We start from the raw sequence: 19,944 nt of genomic DNA, 5'->3' as shown, positions 1-19,944 counted from the left end.
CCGCGGCGGCACCTATATCATCCGCTGCTTTGCGCCGCCATCTGCGGACCGGTGATTTGCATGAGCCAGCTTCGTTACCTGCACCTGGACGTGTTCGCGGCCACCGCCGGAGGCGGCAACCATCTGGGCGTGGTGATCGGCGCGGATCGCTGGGACAGCGCAGCGATGCAACGCTTCGCACGCTGGACTGCGCTGGTCGAAACCACCTACTTGCTGCCGCCCACTGATCCGCAAGCCAGCTATCGCGTGCGGATATTCACGCCGCACAAGGAGATTCCCTTTGCCGGGCATCCCAGCATCGGCAGCGCCCACGCCGCCCTTGAATGCGGATTGGCCCGGCCTCTCGACGGACTGCTGTGGCAGGAATGCGATGCCGGTGTACTGCCGATCCGGGTCGAGGGCAACGGCGTCGATCGCGAACTGCTGCTGAAATCTCCCGGCGAGCGCGTATTGCGTACCGGCCGCGATGCGCACCCGTTGCTGGCGGCAGCACTCGCCGGTATCGAGTGCGGTTCGTTGCCGCCGGCCCTGGTGGACGGGGGAAGGCGCTGGTGGCTGGCCGAGCTGGCGAACGAGGCCAGCCTGCGCGCGTGGCAACCCGACCACGCCGCGATTCTCGCATTGGCGAAGGCGAGCGACAGCATGGGCCTGTGTGCATTTGCGCGCGCGGCACAGGGTGAGCGGCAACTGGTAGTGCGCGCCTTTCCGGCCGGTGTCGGCATCGTCGAGGACCCCGCCTCGGGCGCGGCCAACGGGCTGATCGCCGCATATATCGCCCACGCCGAGCCGCACGGCCCGCTGGCACACGGCTACCAGGTCAGCCAGGGCCGCGAAATCGGCCACGATGCGCAACTGATCGTGCACATCGAACGTGACTCGATCTGGGTCGGCGGCCGCAGCCACACCGTGGTCGATGGCTGCCTGGCGTGGTCGGCCGGTTGAGCCAACGCTGATCAAACATCCACTGCACGGAACGGCGAAATTCCGGAAAGTTTGACCTTGCGCGGATTCGATCTGGTTCAGCGTTGTTCTGGAGAGCGCCCCCATCCGCCCTGTCGGGCACCTTCCCCCGTAAACGGAGGAAGGAAGAGCCGCGAATGCATCGCGGCACGGTCGCGCGCCCCCGCCCTTCCCCCGCAACGCGGGGGAAGGTGCCCGACAGGGCGGATGGGGGCACGCTTTTGCTGTCGATCCGCATGCCGTGCATCGATCACGCGCCGAACGCAGGCACCATCACGCAGCCATGGGGTTTCACGACACGTGATACCGACTTGTTCAGCGTTGCCTTAAGCTCGTCACTTCCTTGAGCGGCGGGAGCGCACCACCGTGTTCCACCCGATGCACTGGCTTGGGCAAGCCCTGGCCCGATACCTGTCGAAGCCGCGTGCCTCAGGCATGCATTTCGGCACCTCGCGCTTCGATCTGCTGGAGGCCTCGCTGCGGCCGGCTGATGTGTTGCTGGTCGAGGGCAGCAGCCGCATCAGCAGTGCGATCAAGTACATCACCCAGTCGAGCTGGTCGCACGCGGCACTGTACGTGGGCGACCGACTGCGCGACCAGCATCCGGAACTCGGCGCCCATGCCCTGATCGAGGCCGACGTGGTCGAGGGCGTGCGCGCCCTGCCACTGGAAGCGTACCGCGGGTCACACACGCGGATCTGCCGCCCCGTCGGGCTCGGTGCCGACGATATCGAACGCGTGATCGCACACGCCGCACGGCGAGTTGGCCAGCGTTACGACATGCGCAACGTGATCGACCTCATGCGCTACCTGGTGCCTTCGCCGCCGGTCCCCGGCCGCTGGCGCCGACGCCTGCTTGCGCTGGGCAGCGGCGAGCCGACCCAGGCGATTTGTTCGTCATTGATCGCCGCCGCATTCCAGAGCGTGCGTTATCCGATCCTGCCGATACTCGATCGCGACTACCGCAAACTGCAGGGCACCAACGCGGCACGCCGGGAGATCCTGCATATTCGCAGTTCCAAGCTGTTCACCCCGCGCGATTTCGACATCTCGCCGTATTTCCACATCATCAAGCCCATGATCGAGCATGGTTTCGATCCGCACCATTTGCACTGGGCTGCGTCGGTATCCGCCGAAGCTCGCCAATCACCCGCACCCAGGACATTGCAGCCGCCACTTTAGAGCACTCGCGACCATGCTGGGTCAAGGCAGAGTCGACAACACGTCAAGCCACCTCGCCCGCTGCTCGTCCCGAAGCCCACGCCCACTGGAAGTTGTAACCACCGAGCCAGCCGGTGACATCGACCACCTCACCAATGAAGTACAGACCCGGCACGAGTTTCGATTGCATGGTGCTGGATGAGAGTCCATCGGTATCGACGCCGCCCAGGGTGACCTCGGCCGTGCGGTATCCCTCAGTGCCACTGGCCGTGATCGGCCAGGACTTGAGCTGGCTGCCGATCTGGCCGAGTTCGGCTTCGCGGTACTGGCGCATGGGTCGATTGTCGAACCAGTGCTCGCACAGGCGCTGCGCCAGCCGCTTGGGCAACGCCTCGCCGAGGACGGTCTTCAGCTCGGCGAGCGGGCGCGCGGCACGCTGCTCGATCAACCAGTCGCCCACCTCCGCTTCGGGCAGCAGGTCGACGCGCAGATCATCGCCGGGCTGCCAATAGGAGGAAATCTGCAGAATGGCCGGGCCGCTCAGTCCGCGATGGGTGAACAGCAAGCCGGCACGGAAGCTCTGCTTGCCTACCCGGGTCTCCGACAGTGGCAGCGCCACACCGGCCAGATCCTGATAGTGCTCCTGGTGCTTGCCGCTGAGTGTCAGCGGCACCAGTCCGGCACGGGTCGGCAATACGGCATGGCCGAACTGGCGCGCCAGCTCGTAGCCGAAGCCGCTGGCGCCCATGCTGGGAATCGAAAGACCGCCACTGGCCACCACCAGCGACTGCGCGTGCACCTCGCCGCGCGCGCTGTGCACGCTGAAGCCTTCCGCTGTCTTGCGCACGCGCTGCACTCCGCAACTCGCTTCCACCGTGACAGCGGCGGCCGCGCATTCGTCCAGCAGCATGCGCACGATCTGCTTGGAAGAGTCATCGCAAAACAGCTGGCCCAGCTCCTTCTCGTGCCAGGCAATGCGGTGCTTGTCGACCAGCGCGATGAAGTCCCAGGGCGTGTAGCGCGCCAGTGCGGATTTCGCGAAGTGGGGATTGGCCGACAGATACTGCGCAGGCATGACGCCGAGGTTGGTGAAATTGCAGCGCCCACCGCCCGACATCAGGATCTTCTTGCCTACCTTGTTGGCATGATCGACCACCAGCACGCGGCGGCCACGCTGGCCGGCGGTGATCGCGCACATCAGGCCCGCGGCACCGGCGCCAATGATCAACACATCCACTTTCATTCAGGCATCGCCGGGTTCGTCTCGCTGCATGGGAGCACACGGCATTATCCATCAGCCACGCGCCGCATCGCTTACACTGGTGCGCCGCCCTGCTCGAGCACTGCCATGCCTTCCTTTGACGTGATCTCCGAAGTCGACAAGCACGAACTGACCAACGCGGTCGACCAGGCCAATCGCGAGCTGTCCAACCGCTTCGATTTCAAGGGCCAGGATGCCTCCTGGACGCTGGACGATTTCGTGATCACGCAGATCGCACCCAGCGAGTTCCAGCTGCAGCAAATGCTCGACATCCTGCGCGGGCGCCTGGTGGCGCGCAAGATCGACATCCGCGCGCTGGACGTGGGCGATCCGGAAACCAACCTCGGCGGCTCACGTCAGAAGATCACCGTGAAGCAGGGCATCGAGCAGCCCGTGGCGAAGAAGCTGGTGGCCACGCTCAAGGCAGCCAAGCTCAAGGTCGAGGCCCAGATCAACGGCGACAAGTTGCGCGTCACCGGCAAGAAACGCGACGACTTGCAGGAGGCGATGGCCCTGCTGCGCAAGGCCGAAGTCGAGCTGCCACTGCAATTCGACAACTTCCGCGACTGAACCCGCACCCGTAGGGCGGGCTCTGCCCGCCGGCTCTCGATGTCGCGACGGCAAACGCGCAGCGGGCAGAGCCCGCCCTACGGCGAACGATCCGGCGCTTTCGAAAGCAATCGCCCTCCCATGGCTGCGTTCACGGCCACCACGATCGCCACGGCGGCGGCATGGGTCAGCAGGTCGGTCGCCGCCGAATCATAGGGATGAAAAATTTCCAGCAGGCTGGCCGAGGCCGCCGCGCTGGCCAGGCCAATCATCACCGCGGTCAATACCGGACGCAGCGGGCAGGCACGGCGCAGCATCACGATCAGCAGGGCCGAGAGCGGTACCGAGAAGCTGATGATGAACACCAGGCAATCGGTGGACTGATGCAGGGTCGCAATGCTGGTATCCGGTGCCAGCCAAGTCCGCAGGCAACCCAGCCCGCTCGCACCGATCCACAGCAGCGCACCCGGCAGGGGCAACCACGCCCACGCCGCACGCCGCCCCGGCACGCCCAGCGAAAACGCCGCCCAGGCCGCGCTGATCGCCGTGGCCACCGCGCCCAGCGCAGCCCAGGCCAGATCCGGGGCGCCACCCAGACGCTGCAGCATCCTGGCGTCGCCGTAATACATCAACAGCGCCACGGCGGTCGCCGCCACCACCAGCAGCCAACCGGCAGCACGCAGCCAGGGCGGCAACAACCGCCGCACCGGCGCCAGCTCGGTGCCGAGACGGTCGATCAGTGCCTCATGCGACGGCAGCTCGGACATGACCTCAGGGCTCTCCATGGAAACGCTCGCGCAGCGCCTTCAGCGCGCGATGCAGGTTCACTTTCAGCGCACCGGTATTGCGCCCGGTCAGCTCGGCCGCTTCGCTCAGCGAGCGCTCGCGCAAACCGAGCTGCTCGATCGCCTGGCGCTGGCCGGGCGGCAGCGTCTCGATCGCATCACGCAGCTGCCGCGCACGCTCCTGGCTTTCGCTGGCTGCACTGGCATCGTCGGCATCCGCATGATTGTCGACGGCGACTTCGTCGCGCAATTCGCGGCGATCGCGACGACCGTGGCTGCGCAGCGCATCGATCGCACGCCGGCTCGCAATCGCCGTCAGCCAGGCATCGTAGGATCGGGTCGGATCGTAGGTGTGCCGTACGCGATGCACCGTCAACAGGGTTTCCTGCACCACATCGTCGAGATGATCGAAGGCCACGCCCCGGCGACTCGCGGTAGCCCGAATCAGGGGGATCGAGTCGGCCAGCAGCTTCTCGTAGGCGCGGCGGTCGCCTGCCTGCGCCGCAGCCATCCATGCCGCGCGACGCTGGTCGGGCGAGTCACTCGGGTTGGCGGCGGCGGATTCGGTTGGCACGGTGCGAGGCAGACTGACCCGTTGGGAACGTCCACTATCTACACTCATGAAGCCCGTGGCGGTCAAGGTTTGGGTGAGTAGGCCGGGGCATTGCAGCCCCAGCCTCTCGCAGAACCGGACGTGACACTCTCGCGTCATCCGGCTCCCATCATCCAGCCGCAGGATAGATTCCCTTCTCCCAATGCACGAAGGCACGGGGCGAGGCGACTGCCAACTTGCCAAGTGCACGAATGGCCCGCGTTTTATGACGGGCCAGCTTCTTGTACTTGCGCCTCAGCCACCGGGTCAAGTAGGCGTTCACGTGCTTCCACACGACGTCCATCGCAGAACCGCGGAACCGCCCGTAGTAGTTCATCCAGCCCCGAAGGATTGGATTGAACATGCGGGACAGATCGCCCACCTCACGGTCGCACATGAGCTGAAGGTGCCAGCTTCGGATGGTCTGCCGCATGGCGCGCAACGCGTCACGGCTGACCGCAGGCGAGAAGTTCACATAAATTCGGCCGTACTTGTCCACCGCCTTGCGCGGCTGGAAGGTGTAGCCGAGGAACGTGAACTTCACGACCGGGTAGTCCGCTGGACGGTTGACGTCGCGGCAGTAGACGATCCGTGTCTTGTCCGGATGCAGCTCCAACCCACAGGCCTTGAACCGCGCGGCGATCCGACGCAGGACATACTCTGCCTGCGCCTGGCTCTGGCAGTGGATGACCCCGTCATCGGCGTAGCGGCAAAACCGCACACTGCGCAGATGCTCGGCCACCCAGCGGTCAAACGCGTAATGCAAGAACAGGTTGGCCAGCAGTGGGCTCACGACACCCCCTTGCGGGGTACCCTGCGTCCGTTCCACCTGCCGTCCGTCCGCCATCACCATCGGTACCGTGAGCCAACGCTCGATGTACAGCAGTACCCATGGAATCCGGCAATGCTTACGCACCGCCCGCATCAGCAATGCATGGTCAATATTGTCGAACAATCCCTTGATGTCGAACTCGATCACCCAGTCGTAATCCCAGCACCGACGCCGTACACGGGCCACCGCATCGAGCGCCGAGCGCCCGGGTCGGTAGCCGTACGAGTCGGGATGGAACACGGGCTCAAGCACCGGTTCCAAGACCATCTTGACCACGGTCTGCGCCACCCGGTCGGCCACGGTGGGCACGCCGAGCATCCGCATACCGCCTGACTTCTTCGGAATCGCCACGCCCTTTACCGGCGGCGGGAAATAGCTGCCGGAGCAGAGCCGGTTCCAAAGCACGTACAGGTTGTTGCCGAGACGCTGTTCGAACCGTTCGATCGATTCCTGATCGACCCCGGATGAACCGCCATTGGCTTTCACACGCTTGTACGCTTCCCAGACCAACTGCTTGGGAATCGCAAACGGCTTGCTCACGCCCATGGGCTCCTCCTGCTCACGCAGTTGACCCATGAACGTGCGCGGATGACGCGGCCCCTTCGCTCCATCGCGATTACCGCGACTTCATCACTACTACGGACCGCTCCGCCCCTTGGTGACGCATCGGTACTATCGGCCTCGCCTTGCGGGCTTGTGCCTTTCCCTTGCCATCGCCACCGAAGGTTCCCGCAGTTCAACGCAAGAGCCTGAACCCGACTCACGCAGCCTCTACGCCGGACACCGCCTGGCCCATAAGCAGGCACCTGCCAGACTGATCCCGGAGCAACATCACTCCCCGGTTTCGATGTCATCTGATCACTTTCGACGCTTGAACGGCTGTTCACGGTTGTTCGTCTTTCGGGTTCATACCTGACGCCTCACGGACGCCTTTTCCGCAACGCTCACGACCGGGACTTTTGATCCAAGCCGCTTGCGGTGGTTTGCCACCTGCTCCTGCAAGCCGATGGCGAGGGACCTACCCTCATCTCTCACGCCGCTTGCTGCGGCACACCGACATCTCTGATCCAGCAACTGCATTGCGCGGGGACTGTCCTGGGGTGTTCGTTGCATCTGTGGCGCCGGTTACGTCGTACAACATGATGTAACCGGTGAAACACCAACGGCGAATAGCCACCAACTTCCCTCGGACGACAAATCCATGCTCGTGCTGATCCTCGCCTACCTCGGCGGCGTGCTGACCATTCTCAGCCCCTGCATCCTGCCGGTGCTGCCGTTCCTGTTTGCACGCTCGGACAAGCCGTTCATGCGCAACGGCCTGCCGATGCTGCTGGGCATGGCCATCACCTTTGCCGCCGTGGCCACGTTGGCAGCCGTGGGTGGCGGCTGGGCCGTGCACGCCAACCAGTACGGCCGCTACGTGGCGATGGTGGTGTTGGCCGTGCTCGGCCTGACCCTGCTGTCGACGCGCCTGGCCGAGTGGATCAGCCGACCGTTCGTGGCACTGGGCAATCGCCTGTCGAGCCGTTCTGAGCGCGATGGCGACTCGATCTGGGGCGCGGCGGGTCTCGGCGTGGCCACCGGCCTGCTGTGGGCCCCTTGCGCCGGCCCAATCCTGGGTCTTCTGCTGACCGCGGCAGCACTGAATGGCGCCAGCGTGCAGACCACCTTGTTGCTGCTCACCTACGCGGCGGGTGCCGCCACCTCGTTGGCCGTCGCGCTACTGATCGGCGGCAAGGTCTTCGCCTTGATGAAACGTTCGCTCGGGGCTGGCGAGTGGGTGCGCCGTACGCTCGGCGTGCTGGTGCTGTGCGGCGTGGCCGCCATCGCGCTGGGTCTGGATACCGGCCTGCTGACCCGCGTGTCGCTGGCCAGCACCAGCGGCATCGAACAGAAGCTGATCAACGTCGTGCGCCCGGCGCCGGCTCCTCAGGCGGTGCTGAAGGCGGGCGACCCGCTGCCGGTCGAGGGCGGATTTCCCTCGCTGGCGGGCGCCACCGGCTGGCTCAACAGCAAGCCGCTGACGGTGCAGTCGTTGCGCGGCAAGGTCGTGCTGGTCGACTTCTGGACCTACTCCTGCATCAACTGCATTCGCACCCTGCCCTACGTGCGCGGCTGGTACGACAAGTACAAGGATCACGGCCTGGTGATCATCGGCGTGCATTCGCCGGAGTTCGCATTCGAGAAAAACCCGGACAACGTCGCCAAGGCCGTGAAGGAACTGGGCGTCGACTACCCGGTGGCGCTGGACAACGACTACGCGATCTGGCGCGGCTTCCACAATCAGTACTGGCCGGCGCACTACTTCATCGACGCACGCGGACAGATCCGAAGCCATCATTTCGGCGAAGGCAACTATCACGAAAGCGAGGACGTGATCCGGCGATTGCTTACCGATGCCGGCCAGAAAAACCTGCCAGGCGGCTACGTCAACGACGACCATCACGGCGTGGAAGCGGCTGCATCCGGTGACCCCACGCGTTCCCCGGAAACCTACGTGGGCTATGCACGGGCGATGAACTTCGCCGGTGGCAATATGGCCCACGACGACCCGTGGGACTACCACGCACCGAAGGCCTACGCTACCAATCAGTGGGCGCTGGACGGTCGCTGGACGGTGCACGACGAGTACGCGCAACTGGATCGTGCCGGCGGCAGCATCGCGTACCGCTTCCGCGGCCGCGACCTGCACCTGGTGCTCGGTCCGGGCAGCGACGGCAAGCCGGTGCGCTTCCGCGTCACCATCGACGGCAAGCCGCCCGGCGCCGACCACGGCATGGATACCGATGCGGCGGGCAACGGCAGCGTCGACGGCCAACGCCTGTATCAACTGGTGCGCCAGGCCAACGGCACCGGCGAACGACTGTTCGAGATCACCTTCCTCGACCCGGGTGTGCGGGCCTATGCCTTCACCTTCGGCTGATTTCCACTTCCTGATTTCCACTCGCCCAAGGAGGTCGCCATGTCACGTCTTCAAGAAACCCTCGCGATGGACCGCCGCAATTTTCTGCGCGCCACGCTGGCCGGCGGCGCGGTGCTGCTGACCGGTGCAGGCCTGATGGGACCGCGCCTGTACGCGGCCTCCCAGGTGCCGGTCGGCAAACCCGGCAACGTGCTGCTGCAGATCTTCGGCGACGATGGCCGCGACCAGGGCGTACGCGAGGTCCCCCGGCTGGTGCTTACCGATGCACAATGGAAACAGCGCCTATCCGCCGCTGCCTACGAGGTCATGCGTCGCAATGGCACCGAACGGGCATTCAGCGGCAATCACACCAAACCTGCCGTGGCCGGCCTGTTCCGCTGCGTCGCCTGTGCCACCGCGCTGTACGACGCGGCGACCGAATTCCATTCCGGCACCGGCTGGCCCAGCTTCTGGCAGCCGATCGCCCGGCGCAACGTGATCGAGCAGACCGACCGCATGTTCGGCATGCGTCGCACGGCGATCAGCTGTGCCGGCTGCGACAGCCATCTCGGCCACGTGTTCGATGATGGCCCGCGACCCACCGGCCTGCGCTACTGCATGAACTCGGTGGCGCTGCGCTTCGTGCCTTGCACGACCGGCTGAATCGGCGCCTTTCATTTGCGCTCGACATGGTCTGTTGCAGCATGTGCGGATGTGGCGCATCACCTTCTACCTGTTGGCAATCATCGCCTTGGCGATCATCGCGGCGATCACTCCGGTCCATCCGCAGGCGCTGTACGCGCTGATCGTGGTGCTGCCGTTGATCGCGCTGGGTATCTACGACATCGGCTCGTCGCAGAACGTGCTGGCGAACTATCCGGTGATCGGCCATCTGCGCTACATCATGGAATTCATCAGCCCGGAAATCCGCCAGTACTTTCTGGAGGACGACGAAAGCGGGCGTCCCTTCAGCCGCCAGCAACGCGATTTGATCAAGGCGCGCGGGCGCGGCGACAGCGGCACGCATCCGTTCGGTACCGAATTCGACATCGAGAAATCCGGCTACGACTTCGCCTTGCATTCCATCGCAGTCAAGCAGGTACCAAAGCTGGCCGAGCGCGTGCAGGTGGGCGGCCCGCTGTGCAGCCGGCCCTACGACAGTTCACGCCTGAACATTTCGGCGATGAGCTTCGGCGCACTGAGCAGCCATGCCGTGCTGGCCATGAACAAGGGTGCGGCACTGGGTGGTTTCGCGCAGGACACCGGCGAAGGCGGCCTCACCCCGTACCACCTCGAGCACGGCGCCGACGTGATCTGGGAAATCGGCTCGGGCTACTTCGGCTGCCGCACGAAAGACGGCCGCTTTGACGACGAGGATTTCCGCGACAAGGCATCCAACCCGTTGGTGAAGATGATCGAGATCAAGATCTCGCAGGGCGCCAAACCCAGTCACGGCGGCCTGTTGCCTGGCGCCAAGGTCAATGCCGAAATCGCGCGCATCCGCGAAGTGCCCGAAGGCGAGGATTGCCTGTCGCCTGCATCGCATCCCGAATTCGATACGCCACGAGGCCTGCTCGACTTCGTGGCGCGATTGCGCCGACTGTGCGACGGCAAGCCGGTCGGCTTCAAGCTGTGCATCGGCCGTCGCAGCGAATTCCTTGGCATCTGCAAGGCCATGCTGGTCAGCGGCATCCTGCCCGATTTCATCACCGTCGATGGCGCCGAGGGCGGCACCGGCGCGGCACCCATCGAATTGTCCGACCGCATCGGGTTGAGCATCAACGAGGCGCTGCCGTTCGTGCACAGCGCACTGGTCGGTTGCGATCTGCGCAAACACATCCGGGTGATCGCCAGTGGCAAGGTCGCCACCGGTTTCGACATGGTGCACAAGATCGCCATCGGCGCCGACATCTGCAACGTGGCCCGACCGATGATGTTCGCCGTCGGGTGCATCCAGGCTCTGCGTTGCCACACCAACACCTGTCCCAGCGGTGTGGCAACCCAGGACCCGCGCCGCGCCCGCGCACTCAAGGTCGACGAACGCGCCGAACACGTGAAGAACTATCACCGCGCCACCATCGACAGCTTCATCGAACTCACCGGGGCGCTTGGGGCCTCACACCCCGACCAGTTGACCCCCGCGCACATCATGCACCGCATGCCGAACGAGCATGCTCGCAGCTACGCGGAGTTCTACGCCTACCTGGAACCCGGCGCGCTGCTGACCGACGCGGTACCGCAAGCGTTCGCCCGCGATTGGGCAGATGCCAGCGCAGAGCAGTTCTGAGCCAGTGGCGGTGCGCATGCCTTGGATTGGGCATCGTTTGTCGCCATCTTGCTTGATACAGAAGGGCCGGCGGGCAGAGCCCGCCCTACGTTCCCGGCTCCGTAGGGCGGGCTCTGCCCGCCGGCTCTTGCCGATCCAACGCCGGAGCCTGCCATGAGCACACCACTGGTCATCCCCTGCCCGCACTGCAATGCGCTCAACCGGGTACCCGCCGATCGCGTCGAAGAGAAACCCAGCTGCGGTCGATGCAGGACTGCCCTGTTCGACGGACATCCGGTGGAACTCACCAGCGCAAACTTCGACTCGATCACCGCCCGCGGCGACCTGCCCGTGCTGGTGGATTTCTGGGCGCCGTGGTGTGGCCCGTGCGTCGGCTTCGCACCGGTATTCGTGCAGGCTGCGTCGAGACTCGAACCACGCCTGCGCCTGGCCAAGCTCGACACCGAGGCGCAGCCGCAGGTCGCCGCGCGATTCCATATCCGCAGCATTCCTACCTTGATCATGTTCCGGCACGGCCGTGAACTGGCGCGCCAGTCCGGTGGGCTCAATGCCAGCCAGTTGCAGCAGTTCATCGAAGGCGCGCTTGCCAAGGGCTGAGCCGCGGCAAGCCGATACCCGATCCTTCGCACCTGCCGACCCGGCCACCAGGGCGTGACCACCCATGCCTTTCTGCACACTCCGCGCACGGTAATCTCCGGTTAAGCTCGGGGCTTTCGTCCGCGAGGAAAGCCCGTGCGCAAGTCCCTGCCATCTGTCCTGCTGACCGCCCTGGTGCTGGCCGGCTTCACCGCCGCCCCCGCGCTCGCGGCAGACACACACAAACCGGCTACGTCGGAAACCGCCGGCAGCGATGGTTTCCAGCTGCCGCCATTGCCTGCCGATGCGCATGTGACGCAGACCACCCGGGTCGACGGCAAGACGCTCAAGTACACGGTCACCGTAGGCTCGCTGCCGGTGCGCGACGAGAAGGGCAAGAAGACCGGCGAGGTGGTGTTCACCGCTTATACCATTCCCGGCAAGGACCGACCGGTGACATTCGCGCTCAATGGCGGCCCGGGCGCGTCCTCGGTCTACCTCAACCTCGGCGCGATCGGCCCGAAGAAAGTGGCTTTCGGCGACGAGGGTGACAGCCCGTCAGCGCCGCCGGTCCTGCACGACAACCCCGGCACCTGGCTGGGCTTTACCGACCTGGTCTTCATCGATCCGATCGGTACCGGCTACAGCCGCGCGCTGGTCGACGACAAGCAGGCCACCAAGGACTTCTACAGCACCGATGTCGACATCAAGTACTTGTCGCGGATCATGTACGACTGGCTGGTGAAGAACGGTCGCATGGACTCGCGCAAGTACTATGTCGGCGAGAGCTATGGCGGCTTTCGCGGCCCGCGCATCACGGCCTACATGCAAACCCAGCTCGGCGTGGCGATGAGCGGGGTGACCCTGATTTCGCCGTATCTCGATCCCGGCGCATGGAGTGACGACACCGTCTCGCCGCTGCCATGGATGACCACCCTGCCCTCGATTGCCGCTGCGCACCTCGAACGCGAGGGCAAGCTGAGTGCCGCCGCGATGGCGCCGATCATCGCCTACACCCGCGGAGAGTACGCGACCACGCTGATGAAGGGCCGCTCCGACCCGGCCGCGACCGAGGCCATGATCAAGAAGGTCACCGAGCTGACCGGGCTGGACCCGGTGTTCGTGAAGCGCTCGGGCGGCCGCATCGAGACCCAGGCCTACCTGCGCGAGGTCTACCGCGCCGAAGGGAAACTGGGCAGCCGCTACGATTCCAACGTCACCGCATGGGACCCGTTCCCGTACGCGCCGCATCAGGAAACCGGCGATCCGATCCTGAACAGCATCATCGCGCCGACGACCACCGCCATGGTCCACTTCGTGACCCAGACCGTGGGCTGGAAGGCGCAGGGCCGTTACAACGCGCTCAGCTACGAGGTCAATCGCCTGTGGCACCAGGATGATGATGCGCGCGACGGCTCGGTCAACCAGCTGCGCCAGGCGGTCGCCAACGACTCGCAGCTGCGCGTGCTTATCGCCCACGGCTGGGACGATCTGTCCTGCCCGTTCATGGTCTCGGTGCTTGCAGTGGACCAGATGCCGGCGATGGGCGACCCGACCCGGGTGCAGGTCAAGGAATACCCCGGCGGGCACATGTTCTACTCGCGCCCCGACAGCCAGGCCCTGCTCACGGCCGACGTCAAGAAGCTCTACGGCGTCAACTGATCCCGGCGACCCAGGGGTCGGCAGCGATGCCGACCACTGTTGCTCAATCCACCACGGCGCGGCTGCGCACCAGGTATTGCACGCTGAAGTTCTGCGCCGGATCGATCCAGACCCGCATCACCGCCAATCCGGCCCTTTCGGCCAATCCAGCAAAATCCTCCAGCGAATACTTGCAGCTGTACTCGACCTGGATTGCCTCGTTGTTGCGAAACCTCACCTTGCTGCGACCGATTTCCACCTGCTGCTCGCGACGACTGACGATCTGCGTCTCGACGCGTCCGGCCATCGGGTTGTAGCGTGCGCGGTGCGCAAACGCGGCAAGGTCGAAGTCGCTGCCGATTTCCCGGTTCAGCCGCGCCAGCATGTTGAGCGTGAACTCTGCGGTGACACCGGCACGGTCGTTGTAGGCTGCCTCGATCACGGCCGGGTCCTTCTTCAGGTCCACACCAACCAGGATGCCGCCCGCATCACCCATTTCGTTGCGCATCTTGCGCAACAGCAGCGCAGCCTCACGCGCCTCGAAATTGCCGATGGTTGACCCCGGGAAATACAGCACCGTGCGTCGCGGCGCACGTGGTGGAATCGGCAGGCGCAGCGGCTTGGTGAAATCCGCGCACAAGGGCTGCACCGGCACCTGCGGAAACTCGCTGGTCAGGCGTCGCACGCTCTCGCGCAAGGGTTCGGGCGAGATCTCCACCGGGACGTAGCAAACCGTGCGATCAAGGTGCTGCAGCAACATCCGTGTTTTCAGGCCGCTGCCACTGCCATATTCGACCAGTCGCACCTCCGTGCCGAGAGTGTCGGCAATACTGCCGGCATGCTCGCCCATCAAGGCGACTTCGCTGCGCGTGAGGTAATACTCCGGCTGCTCGCAGATCTGCTCGAACAGCGCGGAACCACGCTCGTCGTAGAACAGCCACGATGGCAGGCGCTTCGGCTTCAATGCCAGTCCATGCTCGGCTACCGCCAGTATGTCGTTCAGTGGAGGGCGACGCTCGTCGTCGCCGACACTGCAGGGTTGTACGCTGCTCATCGATCCTGTCCCAGTCGAAGCCCGGCGAACTGCCAGCGGGCGTGAGGTGGAAAAAAGTTGCGGTAGGTGGCTCGCAGATGCGTGCGTGGTGTCGCGCAGGAACCTCCTCGCAACACCCATTGGCCACACATGAATTTGCCGTTGTACTCGCCCAGCGCGCCGGGCAGCGGGCGGAAGCCCGGATAACTCACGTAGGGTGACGAGGTCCACTCCCACACGTCGCCGTACAACTGCAGCAGGCCGTCGCGGTCGCTTGCTGCCAGCGGCTGGTAGCGCCCTTCATCCTGCAAGTTGCCGGTGACGACCACATGCTCGGCCGCCGACTCCCACTCGAATTCGGTCGGCAACCGACCGCCGGCCCAGCGCGCAAAGGCGTCAGCCTCGAAGTAGCTCAAATGGCACACCGGCTCGTGCGGGTCGAGCGCGCGCAAGCCCGCAAGCGTGAACTCGCTGGCCAGGTCGTCCTGCCAATAGATCGGGTGCTGCCAGCCTTCACGCTGCACGGTGGCCCAGCCATCCGACAGCCAGAGCCCCGGCTCGCGATAGCCACCCTCACGCACGAAAGCCAGGTATTCGGCGTTGCTCACCAGCCGGTTGGCCAGGGCGTGCGGATGCAGCAATGCGCGATGCCACGGTGTCTCATTGTCGTACGCGAAGTTTTCGCCGCGATGACCGACTTCCACGATCCCTTCGCGGCCTTCGACGAAACGCAGCGGCACGGCCTTCGATGCTTCCGGCAACGCAATCGGCGCCCGATAAGCCGGCTTCAGCGGATTGCACCAGAATGCATGCTTGATATCGGTCAGCAACAGCTCCTGATGCTGCTGCTCGTGCTGCAGACCCAGCTCGACCAGGCCGGCCAGTTCCGGAGCGTCATCCCGATCGAGCAAGGCCTCGACGGCATCGTCGATACGCTTGCGGTAGTCACGTACCTCATCCAGCGACGGTCGCGACAACAGGCCACGCTGCGGCCGCGCGTGCATCGGGCCGACCGACTGGTAGTAGGAGTTGAACAGGTAGTTCCAGGCCGGATTGGGCGTGGTCCATGCCGGATCGCGGGCCAGCACGAACTGTTCGAAGAACCACGTGGTGTGCGCCAGGTGCCACTTCGTCGGGCTGGCGTCAGGCATGGACTGCAGCAACATGTCCTCGGCGCCGAGGCCGGCACACAGCTTCAATGTCTGCGCGCGCACCTGACGAAACCGCATGCCGATAGTGGCGCGCGCCGTGGGATGCCGATCCGTCATGCCCGCTGCGCCACCTTGGCGTCAGACCTGGCAGAAATGGGGAGCGTCGGACGGGGGGCTGGGCAGAAATGCATGCCGACAAGGATGCCGTGCCGATTGTTCACTTCTTGTGATCGGCGGCCGGATCCGCGCCATTCGCAGCCTCCCGCAAAGCAGCGAGCCCGGCCGGGGCCGGGCTCGCTGCCTGCTGCTCATGTGACGAGTTCAATCGTCGTCGTCATCGTGATCGTAACCGTCGTCGCGGATGTAGCGGGTGCCATAGGCATCGTCATAAACCACGGTACGCGTGCGCACCACGCGACGGGTCACCACGGGCGGCGCTTGCTCGTAAATCACACTAGGCGGCGGGCCGTACACCACCGGACGCTCGTAGTAGACCGGCGCCGGCCGCATGGCATCCGCAACCAGGCCCACCACGGCGCCGGTGACGATCGCTCCGGCAATCCAGCGGCCGCCATGCCGGTAGCCACCATGGCGGTAATGGCCGCCGTAATAGCCGTGGCTGTAGCCGCCATGGTGATAGCCACCGTGATAACCGTGGCCACCCCAGCCGCGCGCCGAGGCACTCAGCGGCATCGCTACCGCAGCCGCCATCGCCAGCCCGATCGCCACGAACTTGCCGGTACCAAGCAAACCCTGTCTGGTCATGATTGTTCTCCGTTGCACGACGCCGATACTCGGCTCGGCACCCTTAATATGAACTGAAAGGTTCACTTTTTGATGCGGGCGCTGTCCCACGGGTTGATGCCCGGGTCGGGCCGACGCCGACGCAGCAACCAGCAACCGTGAATATCCGCACGCCGGGCGAAATCGAAGGGAATGCTGTGCGCGGTCCAGTCCTCGATCTCGAAGCGCTGTTCCAACTCCTCCCGATCGAGCTTGAAGCGACGGAAATTGTTCGAGAACACGATCACGCCGTCGCGCGTGAGGCGCTCGTTGCAGGCGTCCAGCAACTTGACGTGATCGCGCTGCACATCGAAATCCTCGGCGCGCTTGGAGTTGGAGAAGGTCGGTGGATCGACGAAGATCAGGCCGTAATGAGCACGGTCGCGCTGCAGAAACTCCATGGCGTCGACCTGCATCAGGCGATGACTGGAGCCGCTGAAGCCGTTGAGCACCAGGTTGCGTGACGCCCATTCGAGATAGGTGGCGGACAAGTCCACGCTGGTGGTTTCCAGCGCGCCGCCGGCCGCCGCGTGCACGCTGGCGGTGGCGGTGTAGGCAAACAGGTTGAGGAAGCACTTGTCCCTGGCCAGTTCGCGCAGCTTGGCGCGCACCAGGCGATGGTCGAGGAACAGGCCGGTGTCGAGATAGTCGGTGAGATTGACCAGAAACTTCAGGCCATCCTCCTCGACCTCGATGAACTCGTTGCGCTGATCGAGCTGGCCATACTTCGAGCCACCCTTGCCGCGCTCGCGGGTCTTCAGCGCGATGCGCTCGCGCGGCACGCCGAGCACCTCTCCGGCAACCCGCGCAACCTCCCGCATGCGCAATCGCGCCACGTCGGCGGGCACGTCCGCCGGCGCGCGGTACTCCTGGATGTGCAAATGGTCGTCGCCATGCGTGTCGCCATAGATGTCGATCGCGGCGGCATACTCCGGCAGATCCTGATCGTAGGCACGCCAGCAGTGGATGCCCTCGCGAGCCAGCCGCTTGCGCAAATGCCTGACATTCTTCTCCAGGCGGTTCTTCAGCATCTGCGCACCGTCGGACAACGGCTTGGGCTCGCGCGGTTTCGTGTCGCGCTGTTTCAGGTCGAACGTCAGCAGCACCGTTTCCAGCGCGCCGTTGTACAACGCATAGCGCTTGTCCGCGTGCAGTTGCATCGCGCGGCCCAGTTCCAGGTCACCCGCCAGCACCGCGCCACGCCAGCCGGTGAAATGCGCACGCATGGTGTCGCCCAGTGCGCGGTACAGACGCGGCATGTCGGCACGTTCACCCAGGCGCTCGCCGTACGGCGGGTTGGTGATGATCAGGCCGTAGTCGACGCCGGCAGGGGCGGTGGCGTGGGTCACATCCTGCTTGTCCAGGGTGATGAAACCGGCCACATCGGCCTCCTGCGCGTTTCGTTTCGCCGTCTGCACCATGCGCGGATCGATATCACTGCCGAAGAACACGCTGCGCAAACCGCGCAAACCGACTTCCGCACGCTGCGTGGCCTCGTCCAGCAAGCCGCGCCACAGCGCGATATCGTGCTGCTGCCAGCCCAGGAAGCCGAAGTATTCACGGCGCAGGCCGGGCGCGACATCGGCGGCCATCAGGGCGGCTTCGATCAGCAGCGTGCCGGAGCCGCACATCGGATCGACCAGCGCCCCTCCGGCGGCGTACACCTCCGGCCAGCGCGCACGCAGCAGCATCGCGGCGGCGAGGTTTTCCTTCAGCGGCGCCTCGCCCTGCACCTCGCGCCAGCCGCGCCGATGCAGCGGCGTGCCAGCCAGGTCCAGCGACACCGTGGCGCGATCACGGCGCAGGCGCACGTTGATGCGGATGTCCGGCTCGTCGGTGTCGATGCCGGGCCGACTGCCGTCGCGCTGACGGAACTGGTCGACCACGGCGTCCTTCACGCGCAAGCCCACGAACTGGCTGTGGGTGAGCTTGCTCATCGCGGTGCCCGCGTCCACGGCGAACGTCCCGTGGGCGGCGAGATGAGTGCTCCAGTCGATCTCCTGCACGCCGCGATAAAGCGCATCGTCGTCGGCCGCGTCGAACTCGGCCAGCGGCAGCAGGATGCGACTGGCCAGGCGCGACCACAGGCAGGCGCGGTAGGCGGTTTCCAGTGTGCCCGAGAAATGCGCGCCGGCGAGCGCCTCACGCACATCAGTGCCCCCAATCACGCTCAATTCATCGCGCAGCAGATATTCCAAGCCTTTCGGACAGGTCGCGAAATAGTGATTCATGCCACATCCGCCAATTGATCAAGCAGGTGCAGAAACTGCGCCGCAATCATGTCCATGCTGGCACCCAGGCGATGGTCGTCATCGAGCACCAGCAGCGGCAGGCGCCGCTTGGCGGCAAAGCGCTGCACACCCGCCAAGGGGCAGACATCGTCGCTCCACCCATGCACCAGCAAGGTCGGCCCTTCCGTGCGCAGATCGAACTTGCGCGCATAGCCGGGAATCTCGCTCGGGGTCGCCAGCAGCAGCAGGCCAGCCACCGGTACGTCAAGCGAGACCAGTCCGGAGACGAAGGCACCCATGCTGGAGCCAACCAGCAGCGGCGGCGCATCCAGCGCCTCGACGGTGGCACGCAGCCGGGCGATCCTGGGCGCCACCGAATCGGCATGCCCGCGGGCGTCGGCGGCGCGGTAATCGGGGCGCTGCGTACTCCAGCCCAGGGATTCGGCGAGCATGGCCAGCATGCTGACCTTGGTCGCGTCCGGGCTGGAACCCGAGCCGTGCGAAAGTATGATCTGGCGACGCATGGCAGTTCCCTGAACACGCAACAAAGGCAAGCGCGCATGGTAACAGGCGCCGTTTGCATCCGACCCCGCAACCCTGTCCAACCAACCTCCGCGAGACACCTCCATGACCGTGACGATCCACGACGATCCGCTGCCCTATGCCGACACGCTTCCCGAGCGCACCGCCGACGAGGTCGTGCAGGTGGTGATTCATTGCACCGAACTGCCCGACCTGGCCACGGCGCGCGAGTATGGCGAGCGAGTGATGCACGCCAGCGGCACCGGCAACAGTGGTCACTTCTACATCGATCGTGACGGCGCGATCCATCGTTACGTTCCGGGCACGCGCATCGCCAACCATGTGCGCGGTCACAATCCGTACTCGATCGGCATCGAACTGGTGAATCTGGGCCGCTATCCGGACTGGCAGGACACACGCCACCAGGACATGACCGAGCCCTATCCCGACGTGCAGATCGACGCCTTGCGCCGTTTGCTGGCGCATTTGCGCGAGCAGTTTCCCAACCTGCGCGAGATTGCCGGCCACGAGGAACTCGATACCGACATGGTTCCGGCCAGCGATGCACCGGACAAACAGGTGCGCCGCAAGCTCGATCCCGGCCCCATGTTCCCGTGGGATGAGGTGCTGCGCGACAGCGGACTCGTACGGCACGATGCAGGCTAGAAACCTGCCACA

The 19,944-nt window shown here is 65.1% G+C and carries 18 protein-coding genes; 9 read left to right on the top strand and 9 right to left on the bottom strand.

Going from position 1 to position 19,944, the window contains the following annotated elements:
* Positions 1-60 precede the first annotated feature (60 nt).
* Together AC0L58_RS05425 and AC0L58_RS05420 are read left to right on the top strand one after the other, a co-directional pair.
* On the top strand, positions 61-942 hold the full coding sequence (locus AC0L58_RS05425; protein WP_473687426.1) for a PhzF family phenazine biosynthesis protein: 882 nt from the start codon (positions 61-63) through the stop codon (positions 940-942).
* Between the two features lie 384 nt (positions 943-1,326).
* Positions 1,327-2,142, top strand: coding sequence for a YiiX/YebB-like N1pC/P60 family cysteine hydrolase (locus AC0L58_RS05420; protein ID WP_473687424.1), 816 nt, complete (start codon positions 1,327-1,329; stop codon positions 2,140-2,142).
* 43 nt (positions 2,143-2,185) lie between these two features.
* On the opposite strand, the gene AC0L58_RS05415 is transcribed toward AC0L58_RS05420, so the two are convergent.
* Positions 2,186-3,364 carry a BaiN/RdsA family NAD(P)/FAD-dependent oxidoreductase gene (locus tag AC0L58_RS05415; protein ID WP_473687422.1) on the bottom strand — a complete coding sequence of 393 codons (1,179 nt, stop codon included), beginning with the start codon at positions 3,362-3,364 and terminating at the stop codon, positions 2,186-2,188.
* Between the two features lie 105 nt (positions 3,365-3,469).
* Between AC0L58_RS05415 and AC0L58_RS05410 the strand changes: the two genes are divergently transcribed.
* The gene (locus AC0L58_RS05410; protein ID WP_473687420.1) at positions 3,470-3,952 is read left to right on the top strand and encodes a YajQ family cyclic di-GMP-binding protein; all 483 of its coding nucleotides are present in this window, start codon (positions 3,470-3,472) and stop codon (positions 3,950-3,952) included.
* A gap of 77 nt (positions 3,953-4,029) precedes the next feature.
* Here AC0L58_RS05410 and AC0L58_RS05405 read toward each other — a convergent pair whose 3' ends face one another.
* The 3 genes from AC0L58_RS05405 to ltrA all read right to left on the bottom strand — a co-directional run bounded on the left by AC0L58_RS05405 (position 4,030) and on the right by ltrA (position 6,686).
* The gene (locus AC0L58_RS05405; protein ID WP_473687418.1) at positions 4,030-4,698 is read right to left on the bottom strand and encodes an NrsF family protein; all 669 of its coding nucleotides are present in this window, start codon (positions 4,696-4,698) and stop codon (positions 4,030-4,032) included.
* A gap of 4 nt (positions 4,699-4,702) precedes the next feature.
* The gene (locus AC0L58_RS05400; RefSeq protein WP_473688592.1) at positions 4,703-5,227 is read right to left on the bottom strand and encodes an RNA polymerase sigma factor; all 525 of its coding nucleotides are present in this window, start codon (positions 5,225-5,227) and stop codon (positions 4,703-4,705) included.
* A 211-nt stretch (positions 5,228-5,438) separates the two neighbouring features.
* The gene (ltrA, locus tag AC0L58_RS05395) at positions 5,439-6,686 is read right to left on the bottom strand and encodes a group II intron reverse transcriptase/maturase (protein WP_473683945.1); all 1,248 of its coding nucleotides are present in this window, start codon (positions 6,684-6,686) and stop codon (positions 5,439-5,441) included.
* 655 nt (positions 6,687-7,341) lie between these two features.
* Here ltrA and AC0L58_RS05390 point away from each other — a divergent pair.
* The 5 genes from AC0L58_RS05390 (at position 7,342) to AC0L58_RS05370 (ending at position 13,567) form a co-directional block, all read left to right on the top strand.
* On the top strand, positions 7,342-9,063 hold the full coding sequence (locus tag AC0L58_RS05390) for a cytochrome c biogenesis protein DipZ (RefSeq protein WP_473687416.1): 1,722 nt from the start codon (positions 7,342-7,344) through the stop codon (positions 9,061-9,063).
* A gap of 39 nt (positions 9,064-9,102) precedes the next feature.
* A complete protein-coding gene (gene msrB, locus AC0L58_RS05385; RefSeq protein ID WP_473687414.1) occupies positions 9,103-9,705 on the top strand; it encodes a peptide-methionine (R)-S-oxide reductase MsrB in 603 nt (200 codons plus the stop codon).
* Positions 9,706-9,754: 49 nt separating this feature from the next.
* Entirely contained in the window at positions 9,755-11,329 is a 1,575-nt protein-coding gene (locus AC0L58_RS05380; RefSeq protein ID WP_473687412.1) for an FMN-binding glutamate synthase family protein, read from the top strand.
* Positions 11,330-11,482: 153 nt separating this feature from the next.
* Complete coding sequence (trxC, locus tag AC0L58_RS05375; RefSeq protein ID WP_473687410.1) at positions 11,483-11,926, top strand: thioredoxin TrxC; 444 nt, start codon at positions 11,483-11,485, stop codon at positions 11,924-11,926.
* 135 nt (positions 11,927-12,061) lie between these two features.
* Positions 12,062-13,567, top strand: coding sequence for a S10 family peptidase (locus AC0L58_RS05370; protein WP_473687408.1), 1,506 nt, complete (start codon positions 12,062-12,064; stop codon positions 13,565-13,567).
* A gap of 43 nt (positions 13,568-13,610) precedes the next feature.
* Here the strand turns inward: AC0L58_RS05370 and egtD are convergent, their stop codons facing one another.
* From egtD to AC0L58_RS05345, 5 genes are all read right to left on the bottom strand, one after another.
* Positions 13,611-14,600 carry an L-histidine N(alpha)-methyltransferase gene (gene egtD / locus AC0L58_RS05365; protein ID WP_473687406.1) on the bottom strand — a complete coding sequence of 330 codons (990 nt, stop codon included), beginning with the start codon at positions 14,598-14,600 and terminating at the stop codon, positions 13,611-13,613.
* Positions 14,597-15,847, bottom strand: a complete 1,251-nt coding sequence (gene egtB, locus AC0L58_RS05360; protein ID WP_473687404.1) for an ergothioneine biosynthesis protein EgtB — start codon at positions 15,845-15,847, stop codon at positions 14,597-14,599. Before egtB ends, egtD begins: the two co-directional genes overlap by 4 nt.
* A 204-nt stretch (positions 15,848-16,051) precedes the next feature.
* A complete protein-coding gene (locus tag AC0L58_RS05355; RefSeq protein ID WP_473687402.1) occupies positions 16,052-16,495 on the bottom strand; it encodes a hypothetical protein in 444 nt (147 codons plus the stop codon).
* Between the two features lie 62 nt (positions 16,496-16,557).
* Positions 16,558-18,744, bottom strand: coding sequence for a bifunctional 23S rRNA (guanine(2069)-N(7))-methyltransferase RlmK/23S rRNA (guanine(2445)-N(2))-methyltransferase RlmL (gene rlmKL, locus AC0L58_RS05350; RefSeq protein ID WP_473687400.1), 2,187 nt, complete (start codon positions 18,742-18,744; stop codon positions 16,558-16,560).
* Positions 18,741-19,268, bottom strand: a complete 528-nt coding sequence (locus tag AC0L58_RS05345; RefSeq protein WP_473687398.1) for an alpha/beta family hydrolase — start codon at positions 19,266-19,268, stop codon at positions 18,741-18,743. The genes rlmKL and AC0L58_RS05345 overlap by 4 nt, the downstream gene beginning before the upstream one ends.
* A gap of 103 nt (positions 19,269-19,371) precedes the next feature.
* On the opposite strand from AC0L58_RS05345, the gene AC0L58_RS05340 reads away from it, so the two are divergent.
* Positions 19,372-19,932, top strand: a complete 561-nt coding sequence (locus tag AC0L58_RS05340; protein WP_473687396.1) for an N-acetylmuramoyl-L-alanine amidase — start codon at positions 19,372-19,374, stop codon at positions 19,930-19,932.
* Positions 19,933-19,944: the final 12 nt, after the last annotated feature.

Source organism: Rhodanobacter sp. G2-10, from assembly GCF_055809185.1.
This window is presented reverse-complemented; position numbering and strand designations above follow the sequence as displayed.